We start from the raw sequence: 19,930 nt of genomic DNA on the forward strand, positions 1-19,930 counted from the left end.
AACTACGGGTCACCATCTAATCAGCTTAAAACTCTGAGGAAATGGTGTGATATTTAATCCTTATCTACTACAGCCCCAACTATTTTTCTCACTCGCGTAAAAAGGACTTTGCGATGTCACACTTATTTTCTGGTCATCATCACGCCATTCAGTCACCTAAAATCCAGCAATCCCAAAAGCAAATGCCATTCAAAATGACGGCCTTATTAATCAGTAGTACGCTACTGTTGTCTGTATCCGCCCATGCTCTTGAAACAACGGCTTCGATAAACGGCGACACAATCAACAACACCTCCGTCAATACCAGTGCAATTAATTTAGCAGTCATGGCAGACGCACCGATCGTATTGTCTGAAAATCAGCGCATTACGCGAGCGAAAACCACTGGCATTAAACCTGCAATCAATACTGCTCAAGCGGATCAAGCCATCTATTCTGCGGATACTATTCATCATCCTGTTTGGGCAAAGAACGGCATGGTCGCCTCACAAGAAGCGCTTGCGTCTGATATCGGACTTAAGATTTTAAAAGATGGTGGTAATGCGGTAGATGCTGGAGTCGCGGTTGGCTTTGCTTTAGCCGTGACCTTGCCGCGTGCGGGCAATATTGGTGGTGGCGGTTTTATGATGATTTACGATGCCAAACAAGGCAAGACCGTGGCACTCGATTATCGCGAAAAAGCACCAAGTGCTGCCACTCGTGATATGTATCTCGACGCAGATGGCAATGCCGTTAGCGATTTATCTCGTTATCATGGCTTAGCGGTTGGTGTCCCCGGTACAGTCGCAGGACTCCTAAAAGCACTAGAAGACCATGGCACGATGAGTCGCGGACAGGTCATGGCACCCGCCATTGCGTTGGCTGAGGACGGTATAGAAGTCACTGCTGGCTTATCTGAGTCACTCACCGCCTTAAGCGATCGCTTGCAGAAATGGCCAAGTACCAAAAAGGTGTTTTTTAAAGCTGACGGCAGCGACTATCAGCCGGGCGAACGTCTCAAACAACCAGAACTTGCCCGCTCTCTCAAGCTGATTGCAGCCCAAGGCGCGGATGGGTTTTATAAAGGAGAAACCGCCCGCAAACTGGTCAAAGCCGTCAATGATGCTGGCGGCCGTATGAGTTTGCAGGACTTGGCCAATTATGAAGCCATCGCTCGCGAGCCAGTAAAAGGTGAATACCGTGGTTATGAGATTGTCTCTATGCCGCCGCCTTCCTCTGGTGGTATTCACATCATCCAAATCTTGAATACTTTAGAAGGCTATCCGCTAAAAGACTATGGGCAAAACAGCGCCCAAACCATTCACCTAATGGCGGAAGCGATGCAATTGGCGTATGCTGATCGTGCAGAATACTTGGGAGATTCCGACTTTATTGATGTCCCTGCCAGCGGCTTAACGTCACAAGCTTATGCTGACAAACTGCGCGCTTTGATTGATCCAAATAAAGCCACGCCAGCCGCGACGATTAAAGCCAACAATCCACTCCCTTACGAGAGTGACCAGACCACGCATTTCTCTATTGTTGATAAAGACGGTAATGCCATAGCGAATACGTATACGCTCAACTTCTCTTACGGTACGGGTCTTGTCGCTGAAGGGACAGGCATTTTATTGAATAATGAAATGGATGATTTTTCTGCCAAGCCCGGCGTACCGAATGGTTATGGATTGTTAGGCGGTGAGGCAAATGCCGTTGAAGCCAACAAGCGACCACTGTCCTCTATGAGTCCGACGCTGGTTTTCAAAGACAGCAAACCCTATATCGTCACTGGTAGCCCAGGTGGTAGCCGCATCATTACTACCGTCACCCAAGTCATCTCAAACGTCATCGATCATGACATGAATATCGCTGAGGCGACTCATGCCCCGCGTATTCACGACCAATGGTTGCCTGATGAGATTCGTATCGAAAAAGCGCTCAATGTCGATACCGTCAAAAAACTAGAGTCGATGGGACATACGGTAAGCCCGCAATCAGCGATGGGGTCAACGCAATCGATTATGGTTACCCCAAATGGCGTTTATGGCTCATCTGATCCGCGTATTGTCGATGCGGCGGTGGTTGGTTATTGATTTTAAACGGCTTTAGATTTCTAATTAAAATAGCCTTCTATACTTTATTGTATTGAGGGCTTTTTAATAAGAAACAGAAAGCTCTTTTTTAATGCATAGAGACCAATTAATACAGCTTTATCTTTTCAAAAAAATCATTGTCTAATAATAACTTCGGTCTGGCATTTACCTCTTTCAAACCCACCTTATGTTGCATCATAAGCTCAATTAAATTCATTTGATCAATAAGTATTAAACTGTGCGAATCAGTGGAATTAGCATATTCCTGCGCAGGCTTGGTAAAACTGGTTGTGGTAATAAATAAACCATGATGATTGGTTTTTTGCGGTGGATAAGCACCTATAAAATTTCTCAAATCGCCATTAGATATGTTATTACCAGTACTATAAAGTTTGGCTTGAATATAATAGTTATGAACCTCACCATCTGGAAAATCTTGAATAATAAGACCGTCAATACCATTGTCGTTTGAGCGCCCTGTATGACGAGACGTCAAATTACTCTCGGGACTTTCAATTTCTAGAGAGCGTTCAATCAACTTCAAACAAAACCATTCAAACTGTAAGGGCGATAAGCTCTCAATCTGAGACATAATCATATCAGGCGTTACTTTGACAAAATCATTGCCAATAGTAGCATCTGCATAATTATTCATAAATATAGACGTCCGACGCTGGGTTTCTTGTACTAAGTGGTTAATAAGCGCATCACCATTTTTACCATAAGCAGCGACGTTTACTTTTTGCAAATCTGCAAAAGCTTTATGATCAAAACGCTTTAAATTGGCAATATAATCACTGTTTGGGATACGTTCGCCAATATACTGAGTAAAATTATTTCCCGCTAGCCAGAAATATACTTTGCCAAAAGGGTCTAAACGTATAATATTTTTGGGCGTTACTTTTTCGTCAAAGGTAATAAAGTTAGCAAAATTTTGATTTAAATTTGGTACCAAGCTGAACTTATCTTCTTTAACCAAACCTATTGCAGATAAACATAATAAAACTAAATCAATAATCTCGTCATAACAAGGTGAACCATTATGACATTCATTACGTACATCATAATTACTTATATAATTGATTTCTTTATGATCATTTACAATTTGTGCTAACTTTTCAAACTCTCTATAAAATACAGTGCGACCAATAGTATTGCGTGTGCTTAGATTTTTTACCGTTTGTATTCCCGCATTCAACATGTCACCAAATGCAGGCAGCTTCGTAATATTGCTCATAATGTTATCGTCTTTTGGTTGCGTGCACAGTATTGTGTGAACAATATAGTCAAATTGATTTTGTATAACAATAACTTAAGTAAAAATATTTGTGCTACAGACTATTAATATAAAAAGTATTAATTGTTCATACTTGTTCATACTTGTTCATAATACAAAACAACCTACCTCATAACGATTACTAAACTCAATCAGTGGCTGTCTACGGCAAATAATGCTATTATTCACGACCTGATTTAAAGCGAATAAATACGACTATGACTGTATTTTCTGTCGCAGATTATCAGTATAAACCTTTGATAATAATATCTTTATATTTTTATCAGCCTATTTTTTGATCGCATCCGTAAGAGTCCTCTATGGCATTTGTACATCTTGGTATTCATAGCGAATATTCAATCACCGATTCTATCGTGCGCATTAAGCCGTTGATCAAAGCTGCTGCGGCTGACAATCAGCGTGCGCTTGCGTTGACTGATTTATCCAACCTTTATGCGACGGTGAAGTTCTATCGTGCCTGCCTAGGCGCTGGTATCAAACCGATTATCGGCAGTGAGGTCATCATGGAGAATGAAGACACGCGGCTCACTCTGCTGGCGATGAATAATGAGGGCTATCAAAATATTACCCGCATCGTATCGCTTGGATTTACCGAAGGACGTGCTGACCCCATCAATCATGGCACACCAGTCATTAAACGCAGCCATATTTTAGAGCATGCAGCGGGTGTCATTATTTTATTTACCGAAAAGTCAGATGTCGGTCAAGCATTGGTCGGCTCTATGCCAGAAAAAGCCGATGAGCTGCTAACAGAATGGCAAGCACAATTTGATGATCGCTTATATTTTGCGATTAAACGTACCAATCGCTCAGGTGAAGATGCCTTTATTAAAGCCGCTATTCACTCAGGTGCCAAACACAATATTCCCATCATTGCTCATAACGACGTGCGCTTCTTAGAACAAGACGATTTTGATGCGCACGAAGCGCGTGTTTGTATCGCAGGCTCTTACGTACTTGCTGATCTAAATCGACCGCAAACTTATTCAGATGAGCAGTATCTTAAAACTCAAGACCAAATGGCGCAGTTGTTTGCGGATATTCCACAGGTGATTGACAATACGTCACGATTGGCAACGCGCTGCAATGTGACTTTGACGCTTGGTATTAACGTCCTACCCGACTTTCCTGTTCCTGAAGGCGAAACGATTGAATCCTTTTTTCGAGCAGAATCCCAGCGCGGTCTCACGCAACGCTTAGACAAGCTATTTCCTGTTGAAGCGCGCACTGATAATTGGAGCAATATTCGCCAAAAGTATGATGAGCGCCTAGAGTACGAGCTGGAAGTGATCTTATCCATGGGTTTCCCCGGTTACTTTCTGATCGTTATGGACTTTATCCGCTGGGCAAAAGCCAATGGTGTGCCCGTCGGACCGGGTCGTGGCTCTGGTGCAGGCTCGCTAGTCGCCTATGCGCTCAATATTACCGATCTTGACCCTATCCATTATGATCTGTTATTTGAGCGCTTCTTGAACCCTGAACGGGTATCCATGCCCGATTTTGATATTGACTTTTGTATTGAAGGTCGTGATCGCGTCATTGATTATGTGGCGCAAACTTATGGACGTGAAGCGGTCTCGCAAATCATTACCTTTGGTACGATGGCAGCAAAAGCGGTGGTACGCGATGTGGCGCGAGTACAGAGCAAATCCTACTTTTTAGCCAGCAAACTCTCCAAACTGATCCCCAAAACGCCCGGTATTACGCTTAGCCAAGCACTAGAGCAAGAGCCTCAACTCAAAGATTTGATCTCCAATCCTGACAACATGGATTATGAAGACGCCATTGAGATTTGGGAGATGGCAATCAAGCTCGAAGGCGTATGCCGAAATGTCGGTAAACATGCTGGTGGCGTATTGATTGCCCCGCATAAAATTACCGATTTTAGCGCCATTTATTGTGATGATGACGGTCATCGCGTCAGTCAATTCGATAAAGACGACGTTGAAGCCGTTGGGCTGGTGAAGTTTGACTTTTTGGGTTTGCGCAACTTAACGGTGATTAACGCGGCGGTTGAAAACATCAATCTACGCCGCGCTCGCGAGGGCAAAGATGCCTTGGTGCTAGAAGATTTACCCTTAGATGACAAAAAAGCTTATAAGCTGTTGCAAGATGCCAAAACCACGGCGGTCTTTCAGTTAGAAAGCATGGGTATGAAAAAGTATCTAGCTAAATTGCAGCCGACCAATATCGAAGATGTCATCGCTATGTGTGCGCTATACCGTCCGGGGCCACTCGATGCTGGCATGGTAGAGATGTATATTGACCGTAAGCATGGGCGTGAGGAAGTTATTTATGACCATCCCAATCTTGAGCCAATTTTAGAAAACACCAATGGCGTGATTGTCTATCAAGAACAAGTCATGCAAATCTCTCAGGTAATGGCTGGCTACAGCTTGGGCGGCGCTGACATGCTACGCCGCGCCATGGGTAAGAAAAAACCTGAAGAAATGGCCAAACAGCGTGATATCTTTGTCACGGGCGCCACCTCGCAAGGTATTGATGAGGTCACGTCAGGCGGTGTCTTTGACTTGATGGAGAAATTCGCAGGTTACGGTTTTAACCGCTCGCATTCGGCCGCTTATGGGGTTTTGGCGTATCAAACAGCCTATTTAAAACAGTACTACCCTGCTGAATTTATGGCAGCGGTACTCACATCCGATATGAACAACACCGACAACGTGGTGTTCTTTATTAACGACTGCCGTGAAAACTTTGGCTTAACCGTGGTTAATCCGTCGGTCAACCGTAGTGAATGGCACTTCGTTGCGGATACGCCAACCAACATTATTTATGGACTTGGTGCTATCAAAGGTGTGGGCGAAGGCGCTGTTGAGTCTATTGTGGAAGCACGCCGACGTGAAGGTTCTTTCAAAGATTTATATGATTTTTGTCGCCGAGTGGATATCAAAAAAGTCAATAAGCGCACCCTTGAAGGATTGATAAACGCGGGCTGTTTTGATGACTTTGCTGCCACTTTACGACCTGACTTGCCAGCCGATGAAGCGTACGAAATTCGCGGCGCATTAATGAGTCAGCTGCCAAGTGCCGTCCAAGCGGCTGAACAAGACCGTCAAAACCGCGAAATAGGCATGATGGACTTGTTCGGCGAGATGGATGGTGTGGTTGCCGCGCCGCCACTCGTCATGACACCAGAGCTGATCTGGGGTGATAAACATCGCTTAAAAGCGGAAAAAAACACCTTGGGACTGTACCTAACAGGTCATCCCATCAACGAGTATTTGGATGAGTTAAAACGCTATACCTCAGGCTCGCGCCTCGACAAGCTCACTGACACTGGCTACAACGGCAGCTGCTATTTTGCAGGATTAATTATCGATATTGCCAATTTCGGTAATCGCAATGTGATTATCTTGGATGACGGTACGTCTCGACTTGAAGTTAGCTGTTATGCGGAGCGCTTTAACCGTGTTAAAGATCAGCTAAAAGTCGATGAAGTGGTCATCATCAAAGGCAGCATACGCGAGCGTGATGGACGGTTGTTTGCGCGTCTCGATAGCGCGATGAGCATGGTTGATGCACGCTTGCGTTGGCTCAAAAAGATCAGCATCAAAGTTCATGGTAACGACATGACTTTACTCACGCGTTTGCAACCCTTGCTTAAATCGGCACAAGCTGACATTATCCCTGCGCCTCGGTTAGGACATAACAATGAGCAGGATGAGCAAGGTAGCGGTCCTAATGGCGCTTATGATCCTGCTATGGGCGGCAGCTTGTATGATGAAAATGGTAATGACTTATTGGCGTTAGAAAATGATGTCAGTCAAGATAGCCGTTATCCAAACGAGGACAGTTACGCTAACAATGCGCTGAGCAATACGGGTGCTTCTATTAATGACAACTGTTTGCCACTTGGCCTGAGCGTTTATGACGTGTTTGGTATTGCCAATGTGGGACTGTCTGAACATTGGCGTCTCTACCCTAACGATGACAATTTACAACAATTGAAAAACATGGTCAGTGAAGATAACTTACATTTTCATTATAGCTAAGGCGTGTCATCACTTAGTACATTTATCATAGCTATCTTATTGCTTTAATTTTTACAAACTGGATATAAAATCATGGATACAGCCCCACATAATAATATGCCTGAGCAAACAGAAGAAGTCATTAATCACGAGCAGTTCGAAGAGATGCGTGATTTGCTAGAAGAAGACTTTGCAGGACTAATACAAGTCTATATCACTGACTGTGAGCAACGAGTGGCGGCGCTACGAAACGCTCAACAAACAAATGACAATGCCAATGGTTTTGAGATTGCTCATGCCCTAAAAGGCGCGAGTGCCAACTTGGGAACGACACAACTGGTAAACCTTAGCAGTCAATTACAATCACTCTGCCGTGACCATCGTATCAGTGAACAGGCTGAACTTATTGAAAATATCGCAACCGCACTACAACGTGCAAAACAAGAAATCCATCAACGATTGGGACAATAAATGCGTAACGACTTGCCATCCTCTACCGCCCCAATAAAAGCTCATAGTGTGATTGACTATCTCAGTTGCCTGCAAGTGGTCATGGTTAATACGACTTTGCCTGCCAATATTGGCTCGGCCGCCCGTGCCATGCACACCATGGGTTTGTCACGCTTGACTGTCGTTGACCCGAAGCTACCGATTGATGAAACCAGTGTGTCTCATGCCGCCGGTGGTAGCGATCTATTGTCATCCGCAATGATAGTACCCACCCTAGAGTCTGCGATAGCGGACTGTCAGCTAGTATTTGCCGCAAGCAGTCGCAGCCGTCATATGCCGCGCCCTGTCGTGACGCCCACCCAAGCGGCTAATATCATGTTTGATTTTATCGACAAGCAATCCACTCTCGATATAGCTAATGACAATGTAAGCGCTCAGTCACCAAGCAAACCAAATATTGCCATCTTATTTGGTCGTGAAGACCGTGGCTTGACCAATGAAGAATTGGCTTATGCAGATTATCATATTCAAATCGATGCCAACCCTGCCTATCCAGTGCTGAATGTTGCCTCAGCCGTACAAGTGATAGCGAGCTTTATCTTCGCTTATGCACAAACACATTCTCAGCCAGCCCGCAGCCGAGACAATGAGTTGGAGGCAGCAGTTCAGCCTACATTAGACGTCCATCTGCGGCAGCAATGGGATGAGCCAGCCATTACTCAGCAACAGCAGCAGCAACTTACCCAGCGGATGACTGAGCTTATGGTTCAGCGCGGTTTGGCCGATAGCGAACATCTAAAGTCATTACCATCACGATTGTCCAGACTTGGCTCACGCCTACAGCTTGATCAAAAAGAATACCAATTATTGAGCGCTTTAATAGCCAAACTTTCAAAAGACGGCGGCAACTGATTGCGCTTCATTATGCCCTAAGTGATGAATGAATTCTTATATGATCATTCATCACTATATTTTATGATACAAAACTGCTATAACTTAAGAGAAACAAAGACGCTTTTAGTCACGATATTTTACCGACGAATAGATAGGACGCTTTATGTCATTCCCATCCAAATTGTTCAAATCGCTTACCAGCATCAAAAAAGACTTAAAAGAAGATATTGATGCGGTATTCAATCGTGATCCTGCGGCACGTAATAGTCTGGAAGTCATATTGACCTACCCCGGCATTCACGCACTTATCTTGCATCGCGGTGCACATTGTCTGTGGAATCACGAACAAAAACTGGCAGCACGGGTTATCTCCTACGGCTCACGAATTATTACTGGCATTGAAATTCACCCTGCTGCCAAAATCGGTAGACGTTTTTTTATTGATCATGGTGTGGGGGTCGTCATTGGTGAAACCGCTGAGATTGGTAACGACGTCACTCTGTATCACGGCGTGACTTTGGGCGGCGTTTCTTGGAATAATGGCAAACGTCATCCAACGTTAGAAGATGGTGTCACCGTTGGTGCTGGTGCAAAAGTTTTGGGGCCATTTACCGTCGGTAAAAACGCAAAAATAGGCTCAAATGCAGTGGTTGTAAAGCCTGTACCAGCGGGTGCAACAATGGTTGGCAGTGCGGCACGTATGATCTCAGATCATCACGATGACAAAGGCAACCCCATCACAACCAAAGTGCAAGATGCCAAACAGCAAGAAAAAGTGGCGCAAGCTGGTAACACTGACAGACAGCAGACGAAAGACACAGTGTCAGATACGAAGCGCACCACTACTTTTCAAGCCTACGGTGTCGATCCTTTTTCACAAGATCCAGTCACAGAAGCCTTTGCCAAAATGCTGGAACACATCAAGCAATCAGAAAATCGCTTAGATCAAATGCAAGCCGCTATGTGCCAACTAGATCCTAATTTTTGTAAAAAAGAATATGATAAGTTGTGTTTAGAAGATTTAGATATCATTGGGCGTGCTGATATAGAAGATATCAATGATGAGAAAAATCGCTAAGACAGTCGTTAGAAATAGGCAGAACTATTGCCTTATAAACTGGTAAAAAATGCTTATATGGGTTTTAGAAAAAAGGTAATAAAGTCAAAGCGGGTTTAGATCAAATCTACTATATCTACATATATGGTGGATTGATCTGCTTAATCTTCTAGCAAATTCCAATTTTATGAATCGTTGCTTTTCATCTCAGAGTAAGATGCACGAGCTAGTAGCGCATGATAAAAGATATCTTTGATGAACTGTGGCATAATACTTTTCCTTTAATTTTAAAGTCTAATTTAACGTAAATAGCGATTTTTCGGGGGTCAATACGTAATCTTTTTCCATGCTCTCTACTACTTCACCTGTACCACGTTGTCCATTTTCATTCCAATTCCAATACCAAACATTGCCATCGTTGGTTACGACAGCATATAACAGATACCCATCAATGAGTTGAATAGGCTTAACATTTTGCATTATCAAAAAAGGCTTATCATATGTACGAGTTGAAATAGAGTTTCTATTTTCCCCAAATCCATATTCTCCCCATACATATAAATCGCCATTTTCAGTTATTGCTGAACTTTCATCGATATTAATAATTTTATGCAATTTTTCATGTTTTTGAGGTACCAAAATATCTCCAGTAGCTTTCATTGCCAATTGGCCTGATCCATTAGACCCCCAAACCGATACCCTACCGTCTTCTAATAGCGCCATAGCGTGAGAAGAACTAGCATAAAAATCAACTACTTTATTTGGTAGCTGAACTTTTTGTGCTGGATAATACTCAAAGTCTGGGTCTTGAGATAATTCGATGGAACGTCCTAATGCATACTCTGCTTTGCCTGTTGAAAATAGCTCACCTTTTTTGTTTAAAGCAAGTAATACTCCATTTTGAAACTCAATACGAATAATATTCTCAAGATTAGCGACCTTAGTTGGTTCTGATAACACCTCTACTTCTCGAATACCATTTACCCATGCGTGTTCGTTATTACCTAAAACATAAACCTTGCCATCATTATCCAAGAATATAGAATTCATTTCTCCAGCAGCGATGTCTACTATATTCTTAATGCCTTCAATCTTACGAAGCTCTTCAACGAAAGTGTCTTTATCATTAGGATCAACTTGTCCATGATAGTTACTACCCCAACCCCATACTGTGCCATCTTTTCGTAGTAGTAACATATGACCCGCACCTGATACGGCCACCGCATCATTCACACCCTCCACTTGCCTAGGCGTTGGGTCTTGTCCTGTTTTGGTATCACGCAGTAGACCATCTGTACCCCATGTCCAAAGCGTGCCATCGTCTTTTACCCCTGCACTCCATGAGCTGGTCATGGCTAAGCGCTTGGGTTCAATATTAATCTCAAGTGGGGTTTGTAACGGCTCATCTGGCATATTTGCCACAGGGTATTTGTCTTTGGTAAGGGCTTGAAGATGCTCGGAAGGCGTTTTATCACAGGCAGACAAAGTAGACATCATGAGTATTATTGCTAAACTCATGGTTGGTTTTTTCTTCGAGAAATTCATTAGTTTTTGCATAGGTAGTAGTATCTTGAAGATTACATCATCACTTATATTAACAATTGCTTATATAATCGCATAGTTTTTATTAGATTTTTGTCTAGGGAAATGATGGGTTGAGGCAGAGTCAATGCTGAGTAGCGATGATTTTAGGTGAAAGAATATAATAGAGATTAAGATTCAACTACTCACTAGCCAAATTAGAGTTTGGTTAAAATTAGTTCCTGAACTCCAGCTTTCTCATGCGCTTTAAATGGATAACGATCGTTCATAATTATCCATTTAAAAGTGCAATTTTTGCTTAGGCTATTTTCTTTGGTATACAAATTTACGAGCAATACATCAATATCCATCGTAACTTGTTTTATAGACATTGATGGTTCTGCCAAGCGCTGCCTGTGACACTCACATTCAAACTGTTTAAACGTTTGCTGTAGCTGCTGCAAGGTCATGGGCGATTTTAGAGACAGATAGACACATTGATTGGTATAGTCAGGCTTTGGCAACTCAGGGGTCGCTGTAAAGTCGGGATTTTGAAAAGCCGTCGATAATTGTATTTCACCCAAGGCCGACAAGCGCTCCCGAACCATCGCTAAGTATTTTTCAGCATGATAATTGCTACCCAAAGCCAATAGTACGGCAGTCACCAATTGCGTCTGCAACGCTTCAGGCGCATATTTTTCTAAAGTGTCAGTATCTAAACCAGCCAGCGCTTTATGCATCATTAGAGGAAGCTTTGGCATGACGCGTGATTTGCACACCAACCGCATCCGCTTGTTTAATCGCCGTTGGCTTGGCAATGCTTAACGTGACTTTGTGAGTGGCATATTTTTCGAGTAGTTTATCTGCGATTTGTCCCGCCAAATGCTCAAGAAGCTTCGCCTTGATGGCTTGGCACCATTCGCTCACATCATCACAGACCGCTTTATAATTCAGCGCATCGTCAACATTATCCGAGATTGCTGCTTGACCAATATCCGTTTCAAGTGCGATATCAATCAATAACGGCTGAGTGATAGCACGTTCCCACTCATAAACACCAATCACCGCCTCGATTTTCAAACCTTTTATAAATACCACATCAGACTGGGTATGAAACATGTTGCCATCCTCATTTGCTTATTTTTAATTCAAAATTTTATTGACCTTTCTGTAAGGCTTCTTCGCGTAAGCGTTCGGCCTTCAATGCTTTGCTGGGACGATGTCGCCACAAATCGATGCTGAACAATAGCAGACCCAACCAAATCAAACCAAATACCGCCAAACGATGCAAATCAAAAGGCTCGTTGTAATAAAATACCGCTAAGAAGAAAATAAAAGTCGGCGTCAAATAATTCATAAAACTTAAGATACTATAAGCCACCAGCTTAGTCGACTTGTTAAACAGCAATAGCGGTATCAAGGTAATCGGGCCTGCTATCATGAGTAGCCAAATGTTGGGACTGAACCAAAAGCTCAATTGACTACTGACCACATCCGCCTGCCAAAACCACCACAAGCAAATCGGCACCAGCATAGTCGTTTCGACAAACATCGCATCGACTGCCGTCAACGGCGTTTGCCGTTGAATCGTCCCATACGTACTAAAACTAAAGGCCAATATTAGCGATATCCAAGGCAAGCTACCAATCATAACTACTTGAATGACCACGGACAATAAGGCAAAGCCAATGGCGACCCACTGCAACGTTCGCAGGCGCTCTTTGAATAAAATCATTGATAACGCCACGCCCACTAAGGGTCCGATAAAATACCCTAAACTGGCTTCGAGGATACGGTCGTGATTGACCGCCCATACATACGTGAGCCAATTGGTTGCGATAATCAGACCCGATATGAACGAAAAGGCTATCCATCTTGGATTTTTCTTTAGGGTATCGATCCATCCCCAACGTTTGGTAACCACCAACACGACAAGCAAACATGCAAATGTCCAGACGATACGGTGTCCGATAATCTCAGTCGCGTCATAGGCAGCCAATTGTTTAAAATATAACGGAAACCCGCCCCAGATAAAAAACGCAATAAGCGCAGTTACAATGCCACGTCTGGTTGTTTTAATAGGCGCGGCTGGTGTTTTGATGACATTTTGGGTGGTCATAGTACAGTACAACTTTTTAGAGCAAAGCGCGCCCTCGCCTAATACTAATAGTAATAGTACCTGTCAAGGCAATGGCAAGAACGCAGGGTTACTACAGGTAAGGTATAAGTTAAAAAGCAATGCGCGAATGTCCTTACAGACATCAACACATTGCTAACGATATTAGATTAAGCTTTTTATTGATACTTTACGGTGCATGATCATAGGAGCGTATTGATCCATACTCACTCATTTATTCAGCGTCAGTATCCACTTGAATAGACATCCCGATTTGGTTGGCAAGCTCTGCAAAGCCGGGGAAGCTGGTATTGACCGTTTCAACACCTTCGATAGTGATTTGCGTCGAGGCACGTAAACTGGCTACGGCAAAACTCATGGCAATACGATGATCGTGATGTGAGGTAATTTGACCACCGCCAAAAACAGGATGACTGTTATTTATATCTCCGCTTTCACTTGCAACCCCTTTACCCTCAATAATTAGGCCATCGTCAGTCACCGTACAATCAATACCAAGCGTTTGCAATCCTTCTGCCATGACCGCAATACGATCAGATTCTTTTACGCGCAGCTCTTTGGCGCCAGTTAATATCGTACGGCCTTGTGCACAGCTGGCAGCAATAAATAGCACGGGGAATTCATCAATCGCCAATGGCACCAAATACTCTGGTATCTCGATACCAACCAAGTTTGAGCTACGAATCGTAATATCTGCCACTGGTTCGCCGCCCACATGCGTCTCATTACTCAAGGTAATATCGGCTTTCATCAACGTTAAGATATCAATCACGCCAGTGCGCGTAGGGTTAATACCTACCTGCGTTAAGGTCAGCTCACTGCCTTGACTAATGGCAGCTGCCACCATAAAAAAGGCCGCTGACGAAATATCAGCAGGCACGGCGATATCACCACCTGTTAATGTACCGCCACCTGTTACACTGATGCGATTGCCATCGACAGCGACGGGATAACCAAAGGCTGACAACATGCGCTCGGTATGATCGCGGCTGACTTCTGGTTGGGTAACCGTCGTTGTGCCTTCGCTCCATAGACCCGCCAGCAATAAGCAAGACTTGATCTGTGCAGAAGCAACTGGCATCTCATAATCTATCGCCTGTAGCGGCTTACCAACTGTGTCTCGACCAGTAATACTGAGTGGTGCCGTACCACTATGCCCAGTGCTCTGGATGACCGCGCCCATACCACGTAGCGGTGCTGCCACACGCTCCATAGGACGTTTATTCAGACTGGTATCGCCTGTCAACACGCTATCAAAAGGTTGTGCCGCCAAGATACCCGATAACAGGCGCATGCTGGTGCCTGAGTTTCCCATATATAGCGGCGTTTTGCTCGGTTTTAAACCATTCAGCCCCACACCATGAATGGTCAACTTGCCATTATCAGGCCCTTCAATCGTGACACCCATATCGCGGAACGCTTGCAAGGTGGCAAGCGCATCTTCCCCTTCCAAAAACCCAGTGACATTAGTCACGCCTGTCGCAAGGCTGCCCAGCATAATGCTGCGATGCGAGATAGACTTGTCACCAGGAATGGCAATCGTGCCAGAAACGGTATTGCTAGGTGTAATAATATAAGAAGCTGACATGGTAGAGGTATCCGTATAAGGGGTGCTGGCTAACATATGGCCAAAATGTCGCCGTGCGGCTTGCGCACGGCCCAAAATTCCCATCAGGGCGGTTGAGTCTTTATCAATGATAAGCTGACGCATGGTCTGTAAATAAACGCCATATTCATCAAGGGCGCTGACAATCGCGCTTTGATTGGCAAAAAATATATCGTGCCACATCTTAGGATCACTGGCAGCAATACGGGTAAAATCACGGAAGCCGCCAGCAGCGTAACGAAACATATCTAAGTTATCATCATGGCTTGCCAGCTGCTCAACCAAATTAAACGCGAGCAAATGCGGCAAATGACTGGTATGCGCCAATATGGCGTCATGATGGTCAGCGGCCATTGTCATAACCGTCGCGCCCACTGCTTCCCATAACAGACGCAATTTCGCAATGGCTACATCACTGGTCGTGGGTAGCTCGCAAATGATAACGCTATGATTGACAAACAAGTTGGCGCGGCGAGCATGATACCCTGAATTTTCAGCACCAGCAATTGGATGGGCAGGAACCAAACCCACAGGCAGCGATCCAAACACTGCTTTTGCAGCATCAATGATATTGACTTTGGTGCTACAAACATCAGTAATCATGCAATCACTGGCAATTTTTCCATCATCCATTGCCTGTTTGATATTAACAAACACCGCTTGCACCGCTTGTACTGGTACAGCAATGATGATTAAATCACTGCCACCGATTACATCGCTCAGATTGTCACTACCCGTATCCAGCAATTGTTGTTGGATCGCTTCGGCGATACTTGGTGCATGCCTATCAACTGCGACCAGACGCGCACTCGAGCCGTTGTCTTTGATGGCTTGAGCAAGGCTAGCACCAATCAGTCCTAGGCCAATGACACAAACTTGCCTAAATAGTGGCAACTGAGTATTTAAAAGCGGTTTTTTATTATTCTGATGGTGTTTTTGCTGGCTACTCACGGCGTTTCTCGTTGAACAAACTAGCGTCAGTCTTGGTAAAGTACGTGAGCGCTAGTATCATAAAATTGAATGGTCAATGGTGTCATTTATCCAAATCCATATAATGACACGCATTAATCCTCGGTCAAAATAGAACGCAAAGTATCAATCAACCGCAAGTTGTCTTCGGCCACACCCACCGTGATACGCAACCAGTTAGGTAATCCATATACACCTAGTGGACGGACAATAACACCTTGCTCAAGTAGCGCTTGATGGATGGAAGCAGCAGTTATATCTTCCATCTCAACCTGCACCTCAACCATAATAAAATTGGCATGCGACTTCACAAAACCCAGCCCTAGGGTATCAAACTGCTTTTCTAACCAACGCATTTGCTCATCGTTCATCAGACGAGTTTTTTCGATAAAATCTTGATCGGCAAGTGCGGCAGCAGCAGCAGCCAAACCAACACGGCTGACATTAAATGGCTGACGAATACGATTTAATAATTCTGCGACAGCCACCGAACTTAGAGCATAGCCCACGCGCAAACCTGCCAGCCCATAAGCTTTTGAAAACGTGCGAACGATAATAACATTATCAAATTCGTCCAATAGCGCACGGTTATTACTCTCAGGACTGTATTCGATATAAGCTTCATCTAGTACCACCAATACTGAGCTTGGTACACTGGTAACAAATTGACGCAGCTCTTTATGCGCTAACTGTGTGCCAGTTGGATTGTTAGGATTGGCAATAAAGACGATCTTAGTATTAGGGTTGTCTTGAACTGCTTGACTCATGGCTTTTAGATCATGACCAAAGCGCTGCGCAGGCACTTCAACATCCATCGCACCTTGCATCTTCGCCAGCATCGAATACACCACAAAGGCATACTGACTATAGACGATCGCGTCATCAACACCCACAAAACTACGTGCCAAAATGTCAAGCAAATCATCAGAGCCATTACCTAAGGTGATCTGCTCGACTTTAACATCATTGAAGTCAGCCAATGCTTGCTTAAGATAGTAGCCATTGCCATCAGGATAACGTGACAATTGACCCAGTTGCTCAGTGACCGCGAGCGTCACTCGCGGTGAGCATCCCATCGGATTCTCGTTGCTAGCCAGTTTCACCACATCTGAGACACCATATTCGCGCGTCAACTCTTCAATTGGCTTACCTGTTTGATAAGGTGCCAACGCCAGAATACTGTCGTAAGCGGGCACTAATGGCGATAGGTTTGATGCTGTCAATTGATCAGGCTGCATGGTTTATCCTTAAATATTGTCTCTAAATGCTGTCTTTAAATGCTACGACCCATCTATTACATGTCAATTTTAATAAATGAGCCGATATATTCCTACAATACGGCTTTTGGATAAGAGCCAAGTATACGGACATCTTTTACCAATGGGCGAATATCGTTTATAGCTGCGCTGACATTTGGATCATTGATGTGACCGTTCATATCAATAAAGAACACGTACGCCCACTTATTAGGACGCTCAGGCCGTGTTTCAATACTGGTCATCGATACGCCATGATATGACAGCGGTTTTAAGATTTCGATCAATGCACCAGCTTTGTCATGTGCTGAGACAACGATAGAGGTTTTGTCTTGACCAGAGGGTTGAATGGCTTCATGACCGATAATAAGGAAACGTGTGGTGTTACTTGGGTTGTCTTCGATATTGGAGTAAAGCTTATGTAAGCCGTACTCTGCAACAGCGACATCACCGGCGATCGCGGCTGAATGCCACTCGTTTTTGAGACGACGGGCAGCTTCGCCGTTGCTCGATACGGCAACGCGTTCCACATTAGGGAAGTTCACATCCAGCCAATGACGGCACTGAGCCAGTGACTGCTGATGCGAATAAATACGGCTTAAACCGTCAAGTTTGGTATGCTCAGCGACCAAGAAATTTTGATGAATTGGCAGTTCAACTTCACCAATAATCTTTAAGGTAGAAGATAAGAATCCGTCCAAGGTATGATTGACTACCCCTTCTGACGAGTTTTCAACAGGTACCACGCCATACATCGCTGTACCTGCTTCGACTTCACGGAACACATCAGTAATAGTCGTCATCGGCACGGTGTCAGCGGCTTTGCCAAAATGCTTGAGCGCGGCAGCATGGGTAAAGGTACCGACTGGCCCCAAAAAAGCGATGCGCTGCGGTGCTTCTAGATCCAAACAAACCGACATGATTTCACGGAACAAACGCGCCATCTTTTCATCAGCGATTGGGCCAGTATTGCGCGCCATCACTGCTTTTAATACTTGAGCTTCGCGCTCAGGACGATAAAAAATAGGATTACTATTGTTGGCAGTGGCATGATTGGCTGTGTGGTTTTTCTTAACGGCGGCCACTTGTTGCGCCAGTTTGGCACGGTTATTGATTAACGTTTGGATTTCACAGTCTACTGCATCAATACTTTGACGAATATTGTCCAAAAACTCTTTTTCAGTTGCGGTATCGCCGATGGTTTGATTTAGATTGTCCATATTTCGCTCTGATGACTGCTCACTCATTACCGCTCACCCTTTTTAGATTTTATACTTTGTAAGTATTACTGTATTGATTTTAATATGCTATAGATTGGTAGATCAAAAATATTGTGCGCGGCTGTCGCTCACTTATATGATGCGACGAACTGACCATACTTCAAATATCAATGTGGCCGCCAGCCAACTGCCCCGCCCTACTATAGCAAAAACTAGACTCAGTGCCCATGTGTAAATGCGTGTAAATGCACGCAAACTCGCTAATATTCGCAAAGTGCTACAATATGACAGGGACACACGATAAAACTGCGAGCCAACATGGCATCAAAATTATGTTACAGTTCAAAATAAATGGCAAATACCCCTACAAATAAGACAATAATTCCGTAATTAAAGAAGGAAAGATATCTGATGAGCGCATTACAACAGCTTCGTACCATGACCACGATTGTCGCTGATACTGGTGATCTAGCCGACATTGCGCGCCTAAAACCTATCGATGCGACTACCAACCCAAGCCTAATTACCAAGGCGCTCATTCATTCTGACAATCAAGGCATGCTTTCTGAAACCATGAGTCGTTATAATGGGCATATAGATGCCGTGATTGATGCGCTGACCATTCAGGTTGGCTGTGATATTTTGGCACTCATCGAAGGACGTGTTTCTACTGAAGTTGACGCCCGTTTGTCTTATGACACTGGGGCGACAATTGATAAAGCCTTAGCGTTTATAGAAGCTTATCAAAAGGCAGGTATCGACTCAGATCGTGTGTTAATCAAAATGGCCGCTACTTGGCAAGGCATCGAAGCCGCTCGCTATCTTGAGACCCAAGGTATCCATTGTAATCTGACCTTGCTGTTTGGCCAACACCAAGCGATTGCTTGTGCAGATGCTGGCGTGACATTGATATCGCCTTTCGTTGGCCGTATTTTGGACTGGCAAAAACGCCAACAAAACCGGCAAAACGTACCCGCTTCAGATGATATGGGTGTACAATCAGTGAAGCGTATTTATCAATATTACAAACAACATAACTACGCTACGCAAGTAATGGGCGCAAGTTTCCGCTCAACTGAGCAGATATTGGCGCTAGCAGGGTGTGATTTACTGACCATCGCGCCCAATCTTATCGATGAGCTGGCAGCAATGGATACAGAGGTTACGCAGCAGTTATCATCAAGTATGTCACTGGATATGGCTGATATGACCCGAGTGAGCTTAACACATGAAGAGTTCAGCGCTGCTTATCAACAAGACACAGTCACCCAAGACCTATTACCAAAAGGTATCGATGGCTTTATTGGTGCTCGTGATGAGCTGGCTCAGATGTTGGCGGCGATACGTAACTAGGGTGTGTGCTCCTTGTAAAATCCTTATTTATGCATTCCAGACAGCCTCTATTTTACGAGCATAATTAGAGCAGTATATATAAAAGAAATTTGCCTCCCAATAGCAA

14 protein-coding genes are annotated in these 19,930 nt (G+C 44.2%); 6 read left to right on the forward strand and 8 right to left on the reverse strand.

The features are described 5' to 3' along the window. Positions 1-182: 182 nt before the first annotated feature. Positions 183-2,072, forward strand: a complete 1,890-nt coding sequence (gene ggt / locus JMY02_RS01370; RefSeq protein WP_227678380.1) for a gamma-glutamyltransferase — start codon at positions 183-185, stop codon at positions 2,070-2,072. A gap of 106 nt (positions 2,073-2,178) precedes the next feature. Here ggt and JMY02_RS01375 read toward each other — a convergent pair whose 3' ends face one another. Further along, complete coding sequence (locus JMY02_RS01375; protein ID WP_201594457.1) at positions 2,179-3,309, reverse strand: restriction endonuclease; 1,131 nt, start codon at positions 3,307-3,309, stop codon at positions 2,179-2,181. A gap of 359 nt (positions 3,310-3,668) precedes the next feature. Between JMY02_RS01375 and dnaE the strand changes: the two genes are divergently transcribed. From dnaE to cysE, 4 genes are all read left to right on the forward strand, one after another. Next, the gene (dnaE, locus tag JMY02_RS01380) at positions 3,669-7,382 is read left to right on the forward strand and encodes a DNA polymerase III subunit alpha (protein WP_201594459.1); all 3,714 of its coding nucleotides are present in this window, start codon (positions 3,669-3,671) and stop codon (positions 7,380-7,382) included. Positions 7,383-7,454: 72 nt separating this feature from the next. Next, on the forward strand, positions 7,455-7,832 hold the full coding sequence (locus JMY02_RS01385) for an Hpt domain-containing protein (protein WP_201594461.1): 378 nt from the start codon (positions 7,455-7,457) through the stop codon (positions 7,830-7,832). Beyond that, positions 7,833-8,723 (forward strand): RNA methyltransferase, encoded by an 891-nt coding sequence (locus JMY02_RS01390; protein WP_201594463.1) that lies wholly within the window; start codon positions 7,833-7,835, stop codon positions 8,721-8,723. A 145-nt stretch (positions 8,724-8,868) separates the two neighbouring features. Continuing rightward, positions 8,869-9,783 carry a serine O-acetyltransferase gene (gene cysE, locus JMY02_RS01395; RefSeq protein WP_201594465.1) on the forward strand — a complete coding sequence of 305 codons (915 nt, stop codon included), beginning with the start codon at positions 8,869-8,871 and terminating at the stop codon, positions 9,781-9,783. Between the two features lie 273 nt (positions 9,784-10,056). Here the strand turns inward: cysE and JMY02_RS01400 are convergent, their stop codons facing one another. The 7 genes from JMY02_RS01400 to pheA all read right to left on the reverse strand — a co-directional run bounded on the left by JMY02_RS01400 (position 10,057) and on the right by pheA (position 18,498). Then, entirely contained in the window at positions 10,057-11,319 is a 1,263-nt protein-coding gene (locus JMY02_RS01400; RefSeq protein ID WP_201594467.1) for an RCC1 domain-containing protein, read from the reverse strand. A 182-nt stretch (positions 11,320-11,501) separates the two neighbouring features. Next, positions 11,502-12,044 (reverse strand): 2-amino-4-hydroxy-6-hydroxymethyldihydropteridine diphosphokinase, encoded by a 543-nt coding sequence (locus tag JMY02_RS01405; protein WP_227678367.1) that lies wholly within the window; start codon positions 12,042-12,044, stop codon positions 11,502-11,504. After that, positions 12,016-12,402, reverse strand: coding sequence for a dihydroneopterin aldolase (folB, locus tag JMY02_RS01410; RefSeq protein WP_201594469.1), 387 nt, complete (start codon positions 12,400-12,402; stop codon positions 12,016-12,018). Before folB ends, JMY02_RS01405 begins: the two co-directional genes overlap by 29 nt. Before the next feature lie 37 nt (positions 12,403-12,439). Continuing rightward, on the reverse strand, positions 12,440-13,402 hold the full coding sequence (gene rarD, locus JMY02_RS01415; RefSeq protein WP_201594471.1) for an EamA family transporter RarD: 963 nt from the start codon (positions 13,400-13,402) through the stop codon (positions 12,440-12,442). Positions 13,403-13,634: 232 nt separating this feature from the next. Continuing rightward, positions 13,635-15,977: a bifunctional prephenate dehydrogenase/3-phosphoshikimate 1-carboxyvinyltransferase gene (locus JMY02_RS01420; RefSeq protein WP_201594473.1), complete on the reverse strand. Its 2,343-nt coding sequence runs from the start codon at positions 15,975-15,977 to the stop codon at positions 13,635-13,637. 113 nt (positions 15,978-16,090) lie between these two features. Beyond that, positions 16,091-17,233, reverse strand: a complete 1,143-nt coding sequence (hisC, locus tag JMY02_RS01425; RefSeq protein ID WP_201594475.1) for a histidinol-phosphate transaminase — start codon at positions 17,231-17,233, stop codon at positions 16,091-16,093. 92 nt (positions 17,234-17,325) lie between these two features. Beyond that, positions 17,326-18,498: a prephenate dehydratase gene (gene pheA, locus JMY02_RS01430; protein ID WP_201594477.1), complete on the reverse strand. Its 1,173-nt coding sequence runs from the start codon at positions 18,496-18,498 to the stop codon at positions 17,326-17,328. A gap of 384 nt (positions 18,499-18,882) precedes the next feature. Here pheA and JMY02_RS01435 point away from each other — a divergent pair, with 384 nt between their 5' ends. Continuing rightward, positions 18,883-19,824, forward strand: coding sequence for a transaldolase (locus JMY02_RS01435; protein ID WP_201594479.1), 942 nt, complete (start codon positions 18,883-18,885; stop codon positions 19,822-19,824). Positions 19,825-19,930 lie beyond the last annotated feature (106 nt).

The organism is Psychrobacter vallis (genome assembly GCF_904846715.1).
GTDB lineage: Bacteria > Pseudomonadota > Gammaproteobacteria > Pseudomonadales > Moraxellaceae > Psychrobacter > Psychrobacter vallis.

Coding starts and splice junctions, on each gene's coding strand:
- JMY02_RS01390 (WP_201594463.1), top strand. CDS start 7,833: ATGCGTAACGACTTGCCATCCTCTACCGCCCCAATAAAAGCTCATAGT.
- folB (WP_201594469.1), bottom strand. CDS start 12,402: ATGTTTCATACCCAGTCTGATGTGGTATTTATAAAAGGTTTGAAAATC.
- JMY02_RS01385 (WP_201594461.1), top strand. CDS start 7,455: ATGGATACAGCCCCACATAATAATATGCCTGAGCAAACAGAAGAAGTC.
- JMY02_RS01375 (WP_201594457.1), bottom strand. CDS start 3,309: ATGAGCAATATTACGAAGCTGCCTGCATTTGGTGACATGTTGAATGCG.
- JMY02_RS01435 (WP_201594479.1), top strand. CDS start 18,883: ATGAGCGCATTACAACAGCTTCGTACCATGACCACGATTGTCGCTGAT.
- rarD (WP_201594471.1), bottom strand. CDS start 13,402: ATGACCACCCAAAATGTCATCAAAACACCAGCCGCGCCTATTAAAACA.
- cysE (WP_201594465.1), top strand. CDS start 8,869: ATGTCATTCCCATCCAAATTGTTCAAATCGCTTACCAGCATCAAAAAA.
- JMY02_RS01405 (WP_227678367.1), bottom strand. CDS start 12,044: ATGCCAAAGCTTCCTCTAATGATGCATAAAGCGCTGGCTGGTTTAGAT.
- hisC (WP_201594475.1), bottom strand. CDS start 17,233: ATGCAGCCTGATCAATTGACAGCATCAAACCTATCGCCATTAGTGCCC.
- pheA (WP_201594477.1), bottom strand. CDS start 18,498: ATGAGTGAGCAGTCATCAGAGCGAAATATGGACAATCTAAATCAAACC.
- JMY02_RS01400 (WP_201594467.1), bottom strand. CDS start 11,319: ATGCAAAAACTAATGAATTTCTCGAAGAAAAAACCAACCATGAGTTTA.
- dnaE (WP_201594459.1), top strand. CDS start 3,669: ATGGCATTTGTACATCTTGGTATTCATAGCGAATATTCAATCACCGAT.
- ggt (WP_227678380.1), top strand. CDS start 183: ATGCCATTCAAAATGACGGCCTTATTAATCAGTAGTACGCTACTGTTG.